This is a genomic window from Desulfovibrio sp. SGI.133 (assembly GCF_050313955.1).
In the GTDB taxonomy this organism is placed as follows: domain Bacteria; phylum Desulfobacterota; class Desulfovibrionia; order Desulfovibrionales; family Desulfovibrionaceae; genus Desulfovibrio.
The window spans coordinates 53,224-70,231 of sequence record NZ_JBNPMK010000008.1 but is presented as its reverse complement, the minus strand read 5'-3'; the positions used below and the strand labels follow the sequence as shown (position 1 = coordinate 70,231).

Sequence of the window (17,008 nt, the reverse complement as noted above, 5' to 3'; positions counted from 1 at the left end):
AGCAACTAGGCCATCTGCGGGGATTTTCAGGAAACATTGCCAGCAAGTTCCCAGCTGGAACATCTGCAAAAAAATTTTTTTAATCCTTCCAGGCGTTCCCTTGTCCGGCATACGCTCCTCCAGCCATGTCCCTGCAAAAGAGGTATGCCCCACCAGCAAACGTGCTTTCCCTTCCGGTCGGGATACGGCGGACACCCCCTCCGCGCATCGAGCCCCGTCTCCCCCTCTCACCTCCTATAATATAAAACAGTGTGGCGCTGCCCCGCCCGTCTCCTCCAGATACCCCCCTTATGAGCTGAGGCACTGCCCTAACGACAGATTCCACAAAACGCCCTCTCCCTCCGGTACCCCAAACCCGCAGGCTCAATCCCCGCCGGCATCAAGACCTCATCCGCATCACGACCGGCAATGGAGCCACGCGAGGGGCCCCATACGTTCCGGGACGCCCGGGTATGGCCGATGAGCGGGGTCAGCATCTCCTCTGGGGACCGTCGTGCTCGGAAGGCTCACCGCCCGCAAACTCCCTTGCACTGACCAGAACAAAAGTTTTCGCGGGGATGGGGGCACGGGGGAAGGGGAGCCTTTTCCAAAAGGCCTCCCTTCCCCCGCGACAGCCCACCTTTCCTCCAATAAAGCGAACAGGCCCCACTTCCCCCGTCTCCGCTCCTGCTCCCCCTTGCCTTCCAGGCCCAGATTGGGCAAAGATGCGGCCAACAAAAGGAGATGGCGTGACTGAACACAGCTATGCGGTTATTGGTGGCGGCCTGGCCGGTTGCGAATGTGCCCTGCGTCTGGCGCGGGCCGGTCTGCAAGTGACCCTGTTCGAACAGAAGCCGGAGTTCCGTTCCCCGGCCCATGTCAATGACGGGCTGGCGGAGCTGGTCTGTTCCAATTCTCTGCGCTCGGACGAACTGACGTCCGGCATCGGCCTGCTCAAGGCCGAGATGCGCGAACTGGGCAGCGACTTCATGGAGCTGGCCGACGCCCACCGCGTGCCTGCGGGCAAAGCGCTGGCCGTGGACCGCGAGGCTTTCTCGGCGGCCATGACGCAGCGTATCCGGTCCACGCCCGGCATCACGCTGGTGCACCGGCAAATCACGTCTCTGGACGATCCCGCGCTGGACGGCTTCGAGACCGTAGTGCTGGCGGCCGGGCCCATGGCTTCGGAGAACCTCTCCGCCTCGCTGGCCGAGGTGGTGGGCGGCGACCACTGCTATTTTTATGATGCCATCGCGCCCATCGTCTGGACGCACTCCCTGAATATGGACATCGTGTTCCGTGCCTCGCGCTACGGGCAGGAAAAGGGCGAAACGGGCGGCGACTACCTCAACTGCCCCATGAACAAGGAAGAATACGAAGCATTCTATAATGCCCTGCTGGAAGCGCAAAAGGTGGGCGCACGGGAATTCGAGAAGGAAAAGCATTTCGAAGGCTGCATGCCGGTGGAGGCCCTGGCCGAACGCGGCCCGCGCACTCTGACCTTCGGCCCGCTGAAGCCCGTGGGCTTCGTGGACCCGCGCACCGGCCGCCGTCCCTGGGCCATCCTGCAGCTGCGGGCCGAGACCCTCAACGGCGAGACCTGCAACCTGGTGGGCTGCCAGACCAAGCTGACCTACGGCGAGCAAGCGCGCGTGTTCCGCATGGTGCCCGGTCTGGAAAAGGCGGAATTCGCCCGCTTCGGCAGCATGCACCGCAACACCTATGTGAACTCGCCCGTGGCCCTGAACGAAGACCTGTCGCTCAAGGCGCGGCCCCGCGTCTTCCTGGCCGGACAGATCACCGGTGTGGAAGGCTATCTGGAATCCGCCGCCTGCGGCATGTGGCTGGGCATGCTGCTGGCCGCCCGCGCCCAGGGCAGGGAGCTGGCCCTGCCGCCGCTGGAATGCGCGCTGGGTGCCCTGCTCAACCATCTGCGCACCCCGGTGAAGCACTTCCAGCCGTCCAATGCCCATTTCGGCCTCATGCCGGAGCTGGACGAAAAAGCCAAAAAGAAGGACCGCAAGGCCCTCTACTCGGCCCGGGCGCGCGAACGTTTCGCCGCCTGGCGTGCGGAACAGGGGCTGTAGCAGCCTCGACTTTCGGCTCTGTTGCAAAAAAAGCGCATTTTTTTCGAAAAAAATGCGCTTTTTTTGTTCCCCGCTTCCAGAGCGTTTTGCCCATTTTTGACGACCACCGAAAAAAACGGGCAAAATGAGAGATAAAAATGAGTCCACAACCCATTGAAAATAAAAAATAAAAAAAAATTAAAAAAAGTTGTTGACTCAGGGGGTCGTTTTCGCTAGATAAGACTTCGCCTCTTGGAGTAGGAGCGTAGCTCAGGTGGCTAGAGCACTTCCTTGACACGGAAGGGGTCAGCAGTTCAAGTCTGCTCGTTCCTACCAAATAAAATAATAAGGGCATGAGCCCGTGGCGACAGGGGCGGTGCCCGCCAGATAGCTGCACGAAAGCAGCACGTTTTTTGAAGATGGGGAGGTTTTTCAGCCTCCCCATTCCTTTTTTTGTACCATACGCCCGACAAGGGCGCCTGAAGGAGTATAAGCATGGATGTCCGCGTGGAAGGACAGGTGGTGGACGCCCCCGAACAGGGTGATGTGGCCGCTGTTCTGCAGAAAGCGCTGAGCGGCAAAAAATTCAAATCCGTGGTGGCTGCGCGTGTGACCGCAGAGGGCACGGAGACTTTGTGCGATCTTTCCGCCACCGTTCCCGCCCAGTGTACCGACATCACTCCCGTGTACGCTGATTCTCCCGAAGGCCTGAGCATGATCCGCCATTCCACGGCCCATGTCATGGCCGCCGCGGTGAAAAAGCTTTATCCCTCGGCCAAGGTGACCATCGGTCCCGCTGTGGAAAACGGCTTCTACTACGACTTCGACGTGGAAAAGCCCTTCTCCAGCGAAGACTTCCCGGCCATCGAAGCCGAGATGCAGCGCATCGTCAACGAACACCTGCCCTTCGTGCGCACCACCATGAGCAAGGCCGACGCCATCGAGAAGTTCAGCAAGATGGGCGAGAACTTCAAGGTGGAGATCATCGAAGGCATCGAGGGCGACACGGTCTCCCTGTACACCTGCGGTGATTTCACCGACCTGTGCCGCGGCCCCCACGTGCCGCACACCGGCTTCTCCAAGGCCAGCAAGATCCTTTCCGCTGCCGGCGCCTACTGGCGCGGCGACGAAAAGAATCCCATGCTCTCCCGCCTGTACGGCACCGCCTTTGCCGACGAGAAGTCCCTCAACGCCTACCTGAAGCAGCTGGAAGAAGCCAAGCGCCGCGACCACCGCAAGCTGGGCCGTGAACTGGGCTTCTTCACCTTCCATGAAGACGTGGCCCCCGGCATGGTCTTCTGGCTGCCCAAGGGCATGCTGATGCGCACCATCCTGGAAGACTTCTGGCGTCGCGAGCACATCAAGCGCAACTACGACCTGGTGCAGGGCCCGCAGCTGCTGCGCGTGGAGACCTGGCAGCGTTCCGGTCACTACGACCACTATCGCCAGAACATGTATTTCACCCAGATCGAGGACGATCAGTACGGCATCAAGCCCATGAACTGCATCTCGCACATGCTGATCTACCGCAACGATCTGCGCAGCTACCGTGACCTGCCCCAGCGCTACTTCGAGCTGGGCGTGGTGCACCGCCACGAAAAGAGCGGCACCCTGCACGGCCTGCTGCGTGTGCGTCAGTTCACCCAGGACGATGCCCACATCCTGTGCACGCCCGAACAGCTGGAAGGCGAGATCCTCGGTGTCATCCACCTGATCCGCGACCTGATGCATCTGTTCGGCTTCGACTACAAGGTGGGCATCTCCACCCGTCCCAAGGACAGCATCGGTACCGACGAAGCCTGGGAACTGGCGACCAATGCCCTGATCGAGGCCGTGAAAAAGGCCGACATGCCCTACGAGATCAACGAGGGCGACGGCGCTTTCTACGGTCCCAAGATCGACGTGCGCCTGCTGGACTGCATCGGTCGCGAATGGCAGTGCTCCACCATCCAGGTGGACTTCACCCTGCCCGAACGTTTCGACCTGACCTATGTGGGCCAGGACGGCGAACGTCATCGTCCTGTCATGGTGCACCGGGCCATCATGGGCTCGCTGGAGCGCTTCATCGGTGTGCTCATCGAGCAGTACGCCGGTGCCATGCCCACCTGGCTGGCGCCCGAACAGGCCCGGATCCTGACGGTCACCGATGCCCACAACGAAGCCGCGCTCAAGGCCTGCGAGGAGCTGAAAGCTCTGGGGATCCGCGTGACGGCCGATACGCGCAACGAGAAGCTGGGCTTCAAGGTGCGCGAGGCGCAGCTGGCCAAGGTGCCGTATATTCTGGTGGTTGGAGAAAAGGAAGCGCAGGCGGGCGGCGTCAATGTGCGTCTGCGCAATGGGGACAACCTGGGGCTCAAGTCCGTGGCGGAAGTGGCTGCCCTGATCCGCACGGACAGCGAAGAGCCTTTCAAGAATGGAGGGATGCGCTATAGCTTCTCCTAACATGAGACCCCGGCGCGACGTGCCGCAGGACGGCGTGCGTCGCAACGAGATGATCCGCGCCCGCGAAGTGCGCGTCATCGGCGCCGATGGGGAACAACTGGGTATTTTGCAGCGCAACGAGGCTATTGCCCTTGCCAAGGAAGCCGGTATGGACCTGGTGGAAGTCGCTTCCACCTCCGAACCGCCTGTCTGCCGCATCATGGACTACGGCAAGTTCAAGTACGAGCAGCAGAAAAAGAAGCAGGAAGCCAAAAAGCGCCAGAGCGTGGTGCAGATCAAGGAAATCAAGGTCCGTCCCAAGACCGACGACCATGACTACGAGACCAAGCTGCGCCACATCCGCCGTTTCCTGGAAGACGGCGACCGCTGCAAGGTGACGGTGTTCTTCCGTGGCCGCGAGATCGTCCACAAGGACCGTGGTATCAGCATCCTCGAACGCGTCGTGCAGGACCTGGCCGATGTGGCCAAGGTGGACCAGGAGCCCCGTGCCGAAGGCCGCACCCTGCAGATGCTGCTGGTGCCCAAGAAGTAGTCCTTCGCCAGAGCCTTTTTTCCTGACGTCACAGGTGGCCTGTGCCGTCAGGGCTGCCTGCGCGCCCCTGCATTTTTGCACTTGCGCCGCACGGCTTTTTCAGGCAATATGCCGTTCCTGCCCGTAGTGTACGGACAGGTTATTCGCTAAGGAGTATATCATGCCCAAGATCAAAACCCGGCGTTCCGCGGCCAAGCGTTTCGAGCTCACCGGCAGCGGCAAGTTCAAGCGTCGTCGTCAGAATCTGCGCCACATCCTCACCAAGAAGGCTCCCGGCCGCAAGATGCGCCTGGGCCAGGCCGCCATCGTTGACCGCACCAACGAGAAGGCCGTGCGCCGGATGCTGCCCAACGGCTAGTCATCCCGAGCCTTGCGGAAGCTCCGTGCGCGGAGCGTCCGTGCCGGAACGCGAGAGCGTGACGGCGTGAATTCTGATCCGTCCGGATTGCGCGCCCGCATGCGGGAGGCGGCATGACCGCCGCAGCACCGCCGCGCGGCGCAGCGCCCCACAGGGGCGACGGCCAGCGCAAAGCCGTTCTTTTCAAGCAATTTGCGCCCCATCTGGGATCAATTTTTTTCCCCGGCAGGCACAATACCTCCGCCTTGGCCGGGCGAAAGGAGGGTACCCCCCATGCGTGTGAAGAGAGGTCTCGCCGCTCATCGTCGGCACAAAAAGTACCTGAGCGCGGCCAAGGGTTTCCGTGGTGGCCGCAGCCGTCTGTATCGTACCGCCCGTGAGGCTGTGGAGCGTTCGCTCCAGTATTCCTTCATCGGCCGCAAGCACCGCAAACGCGACTTCCGCACCCTGTGGATCCTGCGTATCAACGCCGGCGCGCGCCTGAACGGCCTGTCCTACAGCCGCCTCATGCATGGCCTGAACAAGGCCGGCATCGCCCTGAACCGCAAGGTTCTGGCCGACCTCGCCGTCTACCACAAGGACGACTTCGCCAAGGTGGTGGAAATGGCCAAGGCTGCCCTGTAGTCGGCACGCCACAGCTTTTTTGAGTGCGCGGCATGTCTTGGCGTGAGGTTTTTCCTCGTGCGGGATATGCCGCGCTCTTTTTTTCCGCCGGAGATTCCGGTAAGATCGGGCGCGCCCCGGATGCCGCGGCATGCGGCCCCGGCGGCATGCGCCCTGTTGTCGTGTGGCGGCGGGACATGGTGTCCCTCCGCCGCTGTTGTGTGCGGCCGTCAGGGCCGTCCCTTTGACCGTAACGCCGCCTGCGGCGGCTCCGGGAATTCGCATGGATTTGATGACTGTACTGGAAAGCCTGGTTACAGACCTCGAAGCAGGTCTTGACCGGGCTTCTTCGTTGGATGAACTGGAAGAACTGCGGGTGGACTTTCTGGGCCGCAAGGGCAAACTGGCCCAGGCCATGAGCTCCATGGCCAAGCTGCCCCCCGCGGAACGCCCCGCCGTGGGTCAGAAGGCCAACAGCGTCAAGGAGCGCCTCACCGCCCTGTTCGACGCCCGCAAGACCGCCCTGGAAGCGGCCCGCGAAGCCGAGGCCCTCAAGCGCTTCGACCCCTCCCTGCCCGGTCGCGCCCCCTGGCGCGGTTCTCTGCACCCCACCACCCTGGTGATGGAAGAAATCTGCGGCATCTTCAGCAAGCTGGGCTTCGACATCGCTTCCGGCCCGGAAGTGGAAAACGACTTCTACAATTTCGAGTCCCTCAACATGCCGCCGGAACATCCCGCCCGCGACATGCAGGACACCCTCTACATCACCGAGCGCGTGCTCATGCGCACCCACACCTCCCCCGTGCAGGTGCGTACCATGCTGGGCCGCAAGCCTCCCCTGGCCATCGTGGCTCCCGGCAAGGTCTACCGCCGCGACTCCGACCTGACCCACACCCCCATGTTCCATCAGGTGGAAGGCCTGGTGGTGGGCCAGAACATCAGCATGGCCCATCTGCGCGGCACCCTCACGGCCTTCGTGCGCTCCGTGTTCGGCGGCCATACCGAAGTGCGTTTCCGCCCCAGCTTCTTCCCCTTCACGGAACCCTCCGCCGAAGTGGACATCAGCTGCTGCATGTGCGGCGGCAAGGGCCACATCAACGGCGAACCCTGCCGCGTGTGCAAGACCACCGGCTGGGTGGAGATCCTGGGCTGCGGCATGGTGGACCCCGCCGTGTTCGCCTCCGTGGGCTATCCCGCCGATGTGAGCGGCTTCGCCTTCGGCCTGGGCGTGGAACGTGTGGCCATGCTCAAGTACGGCATCGGCGACCTGCGCATGTTCTTCGAGAACGACGTGCGCTTCCTCGGCCAGTTCGGCCTGCACGCCTAGGGTGGGTCCCGTGCCTCTGTCCGTCTGCCTCCGCCGTGCCTGCGTCCCCGTGCTGCTGGCCCTGTTCTGCGCCGCCGGCAGCGCCGCGCTGGATGCCGGTGATGCCTGGGCCGCCTCGGCCCTGAGCCCCCGCCACAGCGGCCTTGAGCCGCCCGGCGGGCCCAAGCCCATAGAAGGCCTGCCCGCCATGGGCAATGCCGGCAACACCACCGAGCGCGGCATGGGCTATACCGATGCCTACGGCCGCCCGCTCAAGGACTACGGCCCCGAGGAAGTGAAACCCCGCAAGCGCCCCCGCGGCGGCGCCTACGGCACTTACGGACGCAAACAGAGCCGCCCCCTGCCGGATCCCGACGCCGACACGCCGGGCAAACCGGCTTGGGACTTCAACTGAATCAACTGCTAACCGGCCCTGCGGGGCCAGTGAGATGACATATGCTGCTTTCTCTTTCGTGGCTGCGCGAATTCGTCCCGTATGAAGGCACGGCACAGGAGCTGGGCGACCGGCTGACCATGCTGGGCCTGGAACTGGAAGAAATCGTGCGCCCCTATGACGCCATCGCCCCCATCGTGGTGGGCCATGTGGTGGAATGCGTCGACCATCCCGAATCCGACCACCTGCACATCTGCAAGGTGGACGCCGGCCAGGGCGAACTGCTGGACATCGTCTGCGGCGCCCCCAACGTGGCCGCCGGCCAGAAAGTCCCCGTGGCCCTGGTGGGCACCACCATGCCCGGCGGCCTGGTCATCAAAAAGGCCAAGCTGCGCGGCGCTCCCTCCTTCGGCATGATCTGCTCCGAACGCGAGCTGGGCCTCACCGAAGACCACAGCGGCATCATGGTCCTGCCCGACAGCGCCGTGCCCGGCACCCGTCTGGTGGACACCCTGGAGCTGGACCGCGAGGTGCTGGACATCTCCATCACCCCCAACCGCGCCGACTGTCTCTCCGTGCTGGGTCTGGCCCGCGAGACCGCCCTGGCCTTCAACCTGCCCCTGACCATCCCCGAACTGCCCCTGTGCGAGGACGGCCCGGCCCGCGACCTGCCCAGCGTGGAAGTCAGCGATCCCGAGCTGTGCAACCTTTACGCCGGTCGCGTCATCGCCGGCGTCAAGATCGCTCCCTCGCCCATGCGCATCCGTCACCGTCTGCATGCCGTGGGCGTGCGTCCCATCTCCAACATCGTGGACGTGACCAACTACATCCTCTTCGAATGCGGCCAGCCCCTGCATTCCTTCGACCTGGACAAGCTGCGCGGCAACCGCATCATCGTCAGCCCCGCCGCCCAGGGCGAGAAGATCGTCACCCTGGACGGCCAGGAACGCACCCTCGATCCCCGTGACCTCTGCATCCGCGACGCCGAACGCGCCGTGGCCCTGGCCGGTGTCATGGGTGGCCAGGCCACCGAGATCGACGATGCCAGCACCAACGTCTTCCTGGAAAGCGCCGTGTTCCGTCCCGGCACCATCCGCAAGACCTCGCGCCGTCTGGGCCTGTCGTCCGAATCCTCCTACCGCTTCGAGCGCGGTATCGACCACAAGCGCTCCATCTGGGCCCTGGACCGTGCCTGCGCCATGATGGTGGCCGCTGCCGGCGGCAAGGTCTGCCCCGGCTACACCCTGGCCGAGCCCAAGCCCTTCGTGCCCGTGCAGATCGAGTTCCGTCCCGCCCGCGCCAACGCCCTGCTGGGCGTGGAACTGAGCCGCGACTTCGACGAGAAGGTGCTCTCCGGCATGGGCTGCGCCATCGAGAAGACCAGCGACGACAGCTGGCAGGTCACCCAGCCCAGCTGGCGCCCCGACCTGACCCGCGAAGCCGACCTCATCGAAGAAGTGGGCCGTGTGCACGGTCTGGACACCATCGCCCCCGAACTGCCCGCCTTTCTGCAGGATCTGGGCCGCGCCGGCGAACCCATGTCCACCTTCCAGTTCTGGTCCCGCCTGCGCCACTGGGGCGCCGGTCTGGGCCTCAACGAAGCCGTCAACTACAGCTTCGTGGGCCACAAGGATCTGGACCTGCTGGGCCTGCCCGCCGAAGGCCGCATCTCCATCATGAACCCGCTCTCCGCCGAACAGGATGCCCTGCGCACCGTGCTGGCCCCCGGCCTGCTGCATGACCTGCGCAACAACCTGGCCCAGGGTGCCGCGGGCGTGCGTTTGTTCGAGCTGGCCAACACCTTCACGGCCGCTCCCAGCGACGATCCCCACGCCACCGGCGCCAGCGAGACCGGCATGCTGGGCGTGCTCCTCTACGGCCAGCGCCACGACAGCGCCTGGCCGCATGTGGAAGCCGACATGGACTACAGCGACCTTAAGGGCATCGTGGAGCACCTGCTGCACTTCCTCAACCTGTCCGCCCCCGTGTGCGAACTGGCCGAGAGCCACCCCTACCTGCTGCCCTGCGTGCGCCTGAGCGTGGACGGCACCGAGGTGGGCTTCATGGGCCGCGTGCGTCCCGAGATGGCCGACAGCTTCCACGCCCGCAAGGACGTCTGGCTGGCCGAGCTCAACCTCGACGTGCTGCGCCGCCTGCATGATGCCGCCCAGGTTCGCTTCCAGAGCCTGGCCGTCTTCCCGCCGGTGCGCCGCGACATCACCGTGGCTGCCCCTGTGGGCGTGACCGTGGGCGCCATTCTGGACCAGATCATGGGCCAGAAGCAGCCCCTGCTGGAAGGCGCCGTGCTGGTGGACAGCTTCAGCCCCGAAGGCAGCGACGAACGCAACCTCACCTTCCGCCTGACCTTCCGTCATGCCGAGCGCACCCTCAAGGATGCGGAAGTGGACAAAGTGCGGGAAAAGGTGGCACAATCCCTGGTGCAGGCGCTGGGCGTACGCATCTAGCCCCCTGCCCCTTCCGTACCGGGCGAGTCTTGCCCGCCCCGTGACGGAAGTGCTGCTGATACGGTTTTCCACGGGCTGCGGCCCCCTTGCGGGGCCGCGGTCCGTGGCACTGCGTGCGGCCCCGGCCCGCGCGGTGAAACCCGCAAGAGAGGGAGCATGTCGGAAAAACTCTACAAGATCGGCCAAGCCGCCGCCCTGCTCAACCTCAATACTTCCGTGCTGCGTTTCTGGGAAACGGTGTTTCCCCAGCTGGCTCCCCGGCGTACGGACTCGGGCCAGCGTTTCTACACCGAAGAGGACATGGCCCTGCTGCGCCGCATCCAGCAGCTGCTGCACCAGAAGGGCATGACCATAGAAGGCGCGCGCCGCATCCTGGACGGCAGCGCCACCCTGGACGAGGTCCTGCCGGAACGCGCCGCCAGCAAGCGCGATCCGGCCCTGATGCTGAAGCTGAAAAACGAGCTGACCGAGCTGCGCCGCGTTCTGGCCGGCCGGTGATCCCCTGTCCTGCCGCTCCGGCAGTACGCCGCGGCGGTCCTGCACGACAGGCAGCCTACACAGGATGCCGCATGATCCTTTCTCCTTCCCTGCTCTCCGCCGATTTCTCCCGTCTGGCCGACGAGCTCGCCGCCCTTGAGGCCGCGGGCATCTCCTGGCTGCACCTGGACATCATGGACGGGGCCTTCGTGCCCAATATCACCTTTGGCCAGCCCGTCATCAAAAGCCTGCGCAAACGCAGCAGCAAACTTTTCTTCGACGTGCACCTCATGATCGAGGAGCCCGCCCGCTATCTGGAATCCTTCCGTGACGCCGGGGCCGACATGCTGGTCATCCATGCCGAGGCCGACCGCCATCCCCAACGCACCCTCAGCGAGATCCGTCGCCTGGGCATGAAAGCCGGTCTGGCCTTCAACCCCGGTACGGACATCGCCTCTCTGCGCTGGCTGGCCCCCGATCTGGACATGGTGCTGGTCATGAGCGTGAACCCCGGCTTCTCCGGCCAGAAGTTCATCCCCCAGAGTTTCGACAAGATCCGCGCCACCCGCGCCATGCTCAACGCCGCCGGTGCCGGGGACGTGCTCATCCAGGTGGACGGCGGCGCCTGCCCCGAGAACACGGCGCAGCTGGTGGCCGCCGGTGCCGACGTACTGGTCTCGGGCTCGGCCTTCTTCGGCCATCCGCCCTATGACCAGTGCCATCAGAAATTCCAGGCCGCTGCCCAGGCTGCGGCCGACAACGCCCACAATGCCCGTTGTGCTGCGGCCGCCCTATGGCAGCCCGGCCGCGCCCTGAAAAAATAACTCAACAAAGGACCGCATCATGCCTACCCGCAGACAGTGTGCCAACGCCATCCGCGCCCTTGCCATCGACGCCATCGAGAAGTCCCGTTCCGGTCATCCCGGCGCCCCCCTGGGCATGGCCGACATGGCCGAAGCCCTCTGGCGCCACGGCTTCAAACACAATCCCGCCAATCCCGGCTGGATGGATCGTGACCGCTTCGTGCTGTCCAACGGTCACGCCTCCATGCTGCTCTATGCCGTGCTGCACCTCACCGGCTACGACCTGAGCATGGACGACATCCGCAACTTCCGCCAGCTGGGCTCCCGCACCCCCGGCCATCCCGAATGCGACGTGACCCCCGGCGTGGAAATGACCACCGGTCCCCTGGGTCAGGGCATCTCGTCCGCCGTGGGCATGGCCCTGGCCGAAAAGATGCTGGCCACCCGCTTCAACACCCCCGAGCACACGGTCATCGACCACCACACCTACGTGTTCCTTGGTGACGGCTGCCTCATGGAAGGCGTGTCCCACGAGGCCTGCTCCCTGGCCGGCGTGTGGGGCCTGGGCAAGCTCATCGCCCTGTACGACTCCAACGGCATCTCCATCGACGGCAAGATCGACGGCTGGTTCACCGAAGACGTGGCCGCCCGCTACAAAGCCTACGGCTGGCAGGTCATCGGTCCCGTGGACGGCCATGACGCCGAGGCCCTGGACGCCGCCCTGGCCGAAGCCCGCGCCGACGCCGAGCATCCCAGCCTCATCATCTGCAAGACCCACATCGGTTTCGGTTCCTCCAAGGCCGACTCCGCCTCCTGCCACGGCTCGCCCCTGGGCGTGGACGTGGCCGCCGCCACCTGTGCCGCTCTGGAATGGCATCAGCCCGCTTTCTCCGTGCCGGACGACATCGCCGCGGCCTGGGACGCCCGTGAAGCCGGCAAGAAGGCCGAAGCCGAATGGCAGGTCCGTTTCGACGCCTACCGCGCCGCCTGCCCCGAACTGGCCGCCGAACTGGAACGCCGCATGAAGGGCGACCTGCCCGCCGACTGGGCCGACATCGCCGCCGCCATGGTCAAGAAGGCCGTGGAAGCCGGTGAGAGCATCGCCACCCGCGTGGCCTCCAAGAAGGCCCTGGAAGAACTGGTGGGCAACCTGCCCGAGATGCTGGGCGGTTCCGCCGACCTGACCGGTTCCGTGGGCACCAAGACCAGCCACTCCGTGAACTTCGATCCCGCCACCTGCACCGGCAACTATCTGGCCTACGGTGTGCGCGAGTTCGGCATGAGCGCCATCATGAACGGTCTGGCCCTGCACGGCGGCTTCATCCCCTACGCCGGTACCTTCATGGTCTTCTCCGATTACGCCAAGAACGCCCTGCGTCTGGCGGCCCTCATGGGCACCCGTGCGGTCTGGGTCTTCACCCACGACTCCATCGGTGTGGGCGAGGACGGCCCCACCCACCAGCCCATCGAACAGGTGCCCGGTCTGCGCCTTATGCCCGGCCTGGATGTCTGGCGCCCCTGCGACACCGTGGAGACCGCCGTTGCCTGGCAGTGCGCCCTGGAAAACGCCCACCGTCCCACCTGCCTCTCGCTCTCGCGCCAGAACCTGCCCTTCGTCAGCCGCGACGAGGCCCAGGTGCAGGCCATCGCCCGCGGCGGCTACGTGCTGCGTGACTGCGACGGCACCCCCGAGCTCATCCTCATGGCCACCGGCTCCGAAGTGGGCATCACCCTTGAGGCCGCCGAGGCCCTGACCGCCGAAGGCCGCAAGGTGCGCGTGGTCTCCATGCCCTGCTGCGAACGCTTCGACGCCCAGGATGCCGCCTATCGCGAAAGCGTGCTGCCCGCCGCCGTGCGTGCCCGCGTGGCCGTGGAAGCCGCTGCCGCCGACTACTGGCGCAAGTATGTGGGCCTGGACGGTGCCGTGCTCGGCATGACCACCTTCGGTGCTTCCGGTCCGGGCAAGGCCCTGGCCGAACACTTCGGCTTCACCGCCGCCCACCTGGCCGACATGGCCCGCCAGCTGCTGGGCTAACGCGGGACTGACATGATCTGTTGAGGGGAAAGGCCTGTGCTTTAGGCCCCCCAAAAACACGCATGGAAACTAAGGCCCGGGATCGTGGGATGAATATCCCCAGGTCCCGGGCCTTTTTGCGTCCTCTCCGGAGAGGACGGTCCGATGGTAGAGGGCGTGGGCGGCATCTGACTGCAACAATGTCCCTGCCGCCAAGAGCGGGACGAACATGACCTTGCGTGCCCCTAGCCCCGAGAGATGCCGGACCGTATCCCCCTGACGGGCCCGACATACAGAACAGACAGACATCCTCCTGAGGACATCGCACCATACGGTTCTGCCTGACCAGAGGCGGGACAGCGGTTGCCGGATCTTACGCTACCGGCATTCCCCTTGACCTTTGGGGCCGGGCTGGACTTTCCTCTTCGGGGAACATATCTTTTTGACAAACCGGACGCCGTGTCCCGGCCCTTCCCGGTGATCCCTTCCCTGACAAAAAGGAGGCAGACATGCCCATCAGACTGTTGCAGGACATGGAGTGCAGCGGCAAGACCGTTGTCATCCGCCAGGATCTCAATGTGCCCATGAAGGATGGCCGCATCACCAACGACAAACGTATCCGTGCGGCCCTGCCCGGCATCCGCATGGCGCTGGACAAGGGCGCGGGCGTGGTCCTGCTCTCGCATCTGGGCCGTCCCACCGAAGGCGTGGTGGAAGAAAAGTTCTCCCTGGCGCCGGTGGCTGCCCACCTTTCCGGCCTGCTGGGCCGTCCCGTGAAACTGGCCGCCGATTTCGACGCCGCCAAGGCCGCTCCCGGTGAAGTGGTGCTGCTGGAGAACATCCGCTTCTTTAAGGGCGAAAAGAAGAACGATCCCGAACTGGCCGCCAAACTGGCTGCTCTGGGCGACATCTATGTCATGGACGCCTTCGGGGCCGCCCACCGCGCCCACTCCTCCACCGAAGGGGCCGTGCGCGCCGCCAAGGTGGCCTGCGCCGGACCCCTCATGGCCGCCGAGCTGGACGCCTTCGCCAAGGTGCTGGATGCTCCCGCCCGTCCGCTGATGGCCATCATCGGCGGTTCCAAGGTCTCCACCAAGCTGGGCCTGCTGGACAACCTGCTGGGCAAGGTGGATACCCTCATCGTGGGCGGCGGCATCGCCAACACCTTCCTGGCCGCTGCCGGTTACGGCGTGGGCACCTCCCTGTATGAGCCCGAGCTGGTGGACGACGCCAAGAAGGTCATGGCCAAGGCTAAGGAACTGGGCAAGACCCTGCCTCTGCCCGTGGACGTGGTCACGGCCAAGGAACTGGCTCCCGGCCAGACCGCCACGGTCTGCGACGTGGACAAGGTGCCCGCTGATGAAATGATCCTGGACGTGGGTCCCAAGACCGTGGAACTGTACGCCGGTCTGTTGCAGAAGGCTGCCACCGTGGTCTGGAACGGCCCCGTGGGCGCCTTTGAGACCGATCCCTTCGGCGCGGGCACCAAGGCCCTGGCCGAAGCCCTGGCGGCTTCCCCCGCCTTCGTGGTGGTGGGCGGCGGCGACTCCGTGGCCGCTGTGGAAAGCTACGGCCTGGCCGACAAGATGGGCTACATCTCCACCGGCGGCGGTGCTTCCCTGGAGCTGCTGGAAGGCAAACTGCTGCCCTCCGTGGCCGCCTTGCAGGATCGCGGCGAATAACTGACGCTTTTCCCGGAGGGGCCCGTCCCCTCCGGGATCTTTTTGTCTCCGGCCCGGGACTCGGACGCTGACCAGCCCGCGAGTCCGGCGCGCCTGGCCCGCAGAGCGCCCACAAGGCTGGCGCCCTGCCGCCCCTCCCCCGGCAAGTTTCCCTGCCCTGAAATGATGAAGGAAAGCTTTCCCGGCCTTTCCTTTTTCTGCCCCGAACGAGTTTTTTTCGTCTTCCGGCCCCGCCAATGCCTCCGGCACGTTGCGCGGACGGCCCGGCTGGGGTATCATCGCGCTGCGTCCGGCAGGGGGAGCCCCTTTGCCGAACCACCGTCCGCGGGCCCCGGGCCCGCCCCCTCTTTTGTCTTTTATGGAGGAAAATGTGCGGCGTTTTTATCAGGAAAGCTGGCAGGGAATCCCGTTTACGTCATTCTCGCACATTTCTTTTTTCCATCTGGCGGAACCCAAGTTTTACGCCACCTTCTATGAAGAGCTGTTCCGGCGCTTCAAGGACTGGGACGATCTGCCCGCCGTCTGGCGGCAGAACAAGCGCAAGGACGCCCAGTGGCTGGCCGCCCGCCTGCGCGAACAGGCCGCCCTGCGTCCTGAAGGTTCCGGCCCGCTGCGTGTGCTCTCCATCGGCAGCGGCGTAGGCTATATGGAACATTGTCTGGTGGAGGAGATGTCGGCCGACGAGCTGGAGCTGCACGTCAACGAGCCCAGCACCGTCAGCATGCGCTGGCTGCGCCGTCATGTGCCCAACGAGCGCATGTATATCGGCATGCCCCCGGCCTGCCTGCCGCCGGACGTCTTTTATGACGTCATCTATCTTTCTGCCGTGGACTACAGCATCCCCACCCGCGAGCTCCAGCACCTGCTGGGCGAATTGCGGGCGCAGCTCGTGCCCGGCGGCCAGCTCATCTGCCTTTCGGCCTCGCTGCTGCAGGAAGACAGCTTCATCGGCAGTTTCGTCAACGCCCTCAAGATCGTCATCCGCGGCTTCCTGCACTTCCTGGGCATCCGCCGCCAACAGTTCTGGGGCTGGCGCCGTACCCGCGACGAATACCGCGAACTGCTGCGCAAGGCTGATTTCCGCCATCTGGAAGACGGCTGGCTGGAAGACGGTTTCGAGACCTACTGGATACGCGGCTGTTAGACCGGCCCGAAGATATCCCTGCTAGATGATCCCGGATGCGCCTGCCGCGTCCGGGATATTTTTTTCCCGTCCGGAACCGGGCAAGGCCGAGCGTACGGCAAGGTGGGTGCTGAAATCCTCGGGCAGACACAGATACAGGGCCCCGGCACGGCCGCCCAGCAGGCTGCGGAAGGCCAGATGCCAGACCGGCTGCTCATCGGGGGTCAAGACGGCCAGACGCGGCAGGGAGGAGCTGTGGCCGCAGCGGGGATGCCAGGACGACGGTTTGCTGGCCAGATCGAAGGCGGCCAGGAAGCGGTCCGCGAACTTGCGGGCCAGCATGATCTCCAGCGCAGTCAAGGGACGCTGGCCCGGGCGTTCGAAGCCCCCCGCGCCGAAAAATTCTTCCAGCAGGCTGAAGACGAAGGCTCTGTCCAGTACGAGCAGTGCGGGCTCTTCCAGGCCCTCCAGCTCCACGGCACAGCAACAGGAGGCCTCGCGTATGCTGTCCGCCACGCTGCCGAAAGGACGACGGCGCACGGGCTGCGGCGTCAGCTCCAGCAGGCGCCCCCGCTGCTCCTCCATGCTGGCGGCGCACAGACGGGCGCAGCGCGCGGCCAGGGCATCCAGCCGGCTTTCGTCGTCCGCAGGGGCGGTCGCTCCGGCCGGCGGAACGTCATTCCCTCCGGCGGCAGGCAGGCCGTGCAACAGGGCGGCGATCTCTTCCTGTGAAAGTATGCTGCTCATGACTGTCGATTTCCCGT

At 64.8% G+C, this 17,008-nt stretch carries 14 protein-coding genes and 1 tRNA gene; 14 read left to right on the top strand and 1 reads right to left on the bottom strand.

Annotated features, from left to right (window positions below):
- Positions 1-704 precede the first annotated feature (704 nt).
- The 14 genes from trmFO (at position 705) to ACQRBR_RS10085 (ending at position 16,265) form a co-directional block, all read left to right on the top strand.
- A complete protein-coding gene (gene trmFO, locus ACQRBR_RS10150; RefSeq protein WP_427812910.1) occupies positions 705-2,066 on the top strand; it encodes a methylenetetrahydrofolate--tRNA-(uracil(54)-C(5))-methyltransferase (FADH(2)-oxidizing) TrmFO in 1,362 nt (453 codons plus the stop codon).
- 238 nt (positions 2,067-2,304) lie between these two features.
- A tRNA-Val gene (locus tag ACQRBR_RS10145) sits at positions 2,305-2,381 on the top strand.
- Positions 2,382-2,540: 159 nt separating this feature from the next.
- Positions 2,541-4,487, top strand: coding sequence for a threonine--tRNA ligase (gene thrS / locus ACQRBR_RS10140; RefSeq protein ID WP_427812909.1), 1,947 nt, complete (start codon positions 2,541-2,543; stop codon positions 4,485-4,487).
- Between the two features lies 1 nt (position 4,488).
- On the top strand, positions 4,489-5,019 hold the full coding sequence (gene infC / locus ACQRBR_RS10135; protein WP_006008106.1) for a translation initiation factor IF-3: 531 nt from the start codon (positions 4,489-4,491) through the stop codon (positions 5,017-5,019).
- Between the two features lie 160 nt (positions 5,020-5,179).
- A complete protein-coding gene (gene rpmI / locus ACQRBR_RS10130; RefSeq protein WP_006008104.1) occupies positions 5,180-5,377 on the top strand; it encodes a 50S ribosomal protein L35 in 198 nt (65 codons plus the stop codon).
- A gap of 273 nt (positions 5,378-5,650) precedes the next feature.
- Positions 5,651-6,001: a 50S ribosomal protein L20 gene (gene rplT / locus ACQRBR_RS10125; RefSeq protein ID WP_006008100.1), complete on the top strand. Its 351-nt coding sequence runs from the start codon at positions 5,651-5,653 to the stop codon at positions 5,999-6,001.
- 262 nt (positions 6,002-6,263) lie between these two features.
- Positions 6,264-7,307: a phenylalanine--tRNA ligase subunit alpha gene (gene pheS / locus ACQRBR_RS10120; RefSeq protein ID WP_204625616.1), complete on the top strand. Its 1,044-nt coding sequence runs from the start codon at positions 6,264-6,266 to the stop codon at positions 7,305-7,307.
- A gap of 10 nt (positions 7,308-7,317) precedes the next feature.
- Positions 7,318-7,701, top strand: coding sequence for a translation initiation factor IF-2 (locus tag ACQRBR_RS10115; protein ID WP_427812908.1), 384 nt, complete (start codon positions 7,318-7,320; stop codon positions 7,699-7,701).
- 41 nt (positions 7,702-7,742) lie between these two features.
- Positions 7,743-10,145, top strand: coding sequence for a phenylalanine--tRNA ligase subunit beta (gene pheT, locus ACQRBR_RS10110; RefSeq protein WP_427812907.1), 2,403 nt, complete (start codon positions 7,743-7,745; stop codon positions 10,143-10,145).
- Between the two features lie 156 nt (positions 10,146-10,301).
- Positions 10,302-10,643 (top strand): MerR family transcriptional regulator, encoded by a 342-nt coding sequence (locus ACQRBR_RS10105; RefSeq protein WP_006008090.1) that lies wholly within the window; start codon positions 10,302-10,304, stop codon positions 10,641-10,643.
- A 71-nt stretch (positions 10,644-10,714) separates the two neighbouring features.
- Positions 10,715-11,446 carry a ribulose-phosphate 3-epimerase gene (rpe, locus tag ACQRBR_RS10100; RefSeq protein WP_168935532.1) on the top strand — a complete coding sequence of 244 codons (732 nt, stop codon included), beginning with the start codon at positions 10,715-10,717 and terminating at the stop codon, positions 11,444-11,446.
- A gap of 19 nt (positions 11,447-11,465) precedes the next feature.
- Positions 11,466-13,460, top strand: coding sequence for a transketolase (gene tkt, locus ACQRBR_RS10095; RefSeq protein WP_427812906.1), 1,995 nt, complete (start codon positions 11,466-11,468; stop codon positions 13,458-13,460).
- 488 nt (positions 13,461-13,948) lie between these two features.
- Positions 13,949-15,121 carry a phosphoglycerate kinase gene (locus tag ACQRBR_RS10090; protein WP_321030942.1) on the top strand — a complete coding sequence of 391 codons (1,173 nt, stop codon included), beginning with the start codon at positions 13,949-13,951 and terminating at the stop codon, positions 15,119-15,121.
- Between the two features lie 370 nt (positions 15,122-15,491).
- Positions 15,492-16,265 carry a methyltransferase domain-containing protein gene (locus tag ACQRBR_RS10085; protein WP_168935535.1) on the top strand — a complete coding sequence of 258 codons (774 nt, stop codon included), beginning with the start codon at positions 15,492-15,494 and terminating at the stop codon, positions 16,263-16,265.
- 21 nt (positions 16,266-16,286) lie between these two features.
- Here ACQRBR_RS10085 and ACQRBR_RS10080 read toward each other — a convergent pair whose 3' ends face one another.
- Positions 16,287-16,991 carry a hypothetical protein gene (locus tag ACQRBR_RS10080; protein ID WP_427812905.1) on the bottom strand — a complete coding sequence of 235 codons (705 nt, stop codon included), beginning with the start codon at positions 16,989-16,991 and terminating at the stop codon, positions 16,287-16,289.
- Positions 16,992-17,008: the final 17 nt, after the last annotated feature.

What these genes read in the sequence shown, in the direction of transcription:
- trmFO (WP_427812910.1), top strand. Translation starts at nt 705, where the DNA reads ATGCGGCCAACAAAAGGAGATGGCGTGACTGAACACAGCTATGCGGTT.
- thrS (WP_427812909.1), top strand. Translation starts at nt 2,541, where the DNA reads ATGGATGTCCGCGTGGAAGGACAGGTGGTGGACGCCCCCGAACAGGGT.
- infC (WP_006008106.1), top strand. Translation starts at nt 4,489, where the DNA reads ATGAGACCCCGGCGCGACGTGCCGCAGGACGGCGTGCGTCGCAACGAG.
- rpmI (WP_006008104.1), top strand. Translation starts at nt 5,180, where the DNA reads ATGCCCAAGATCAAAACCCGGCGTTCCGCGGCCAAGCGTTTCGAGCTC.
- rplT (WP_006008100.1), top strand. Translation starts at nt 5,651, where the DNA reads ATGCGTGTGAAGAGAGGTCTCGCCGCTCATCGTCGGCACAAAAAGTAC.
- pheS (WP_204625616.1), top strand. Translation starts at nt 6,264, where the DNA reads ATGGATTTGATGACTGTACTGGAAAGCCTGGTTACAGACCTCGAAGCA.
- pheT (WP_427812907.1), top strand. Translation starts at nt 7,743, where the DNA reads ATGCTGCTTTCTCTTTCGTGGCTGCGCGAATTCGTCCCGTATGAAGGC.
- ACQRBR_RS10105 (WP_006008090.1), top strand. Translation starts at nt 10,302, where the DNA reads ATGTCGGAAAAACTCTACAAGATCGGCCAAGCCGCCGCCCTGCTCAAC.
- rpe (WP_168935532.1), top strand. Translation starts at nt 10,715, where the DNA reads ATGATCCTTTCTCCTTCCCTGCTCTCCGCCGATTTCTCCCGTCTGGCC.
- tkt (WP_427812906.1), top strand. Translation starts at nt 11,466, where the DNA reads ATGCCTACCCGCAGACAGTGTGCCAACGCCATCCGCGCCCTTGCCATC.
- ACQRBR_RS10090 (WP_321030942.1), top strand. Translation starts at nt 13,949, where the DNA reads ATGCCCATCAGACTGTTGCAGGACATGGAGTGCAGCGGCAAGACCGTT.
- ACQRBR_RS10080 (WP_427812905.1), bottom strand. Translation starts at nt 16,991, where the DNA reads ATGAGCAGCATACTTTCACAGGAAGAGATCGCCGCCCTGTTGCACGGC.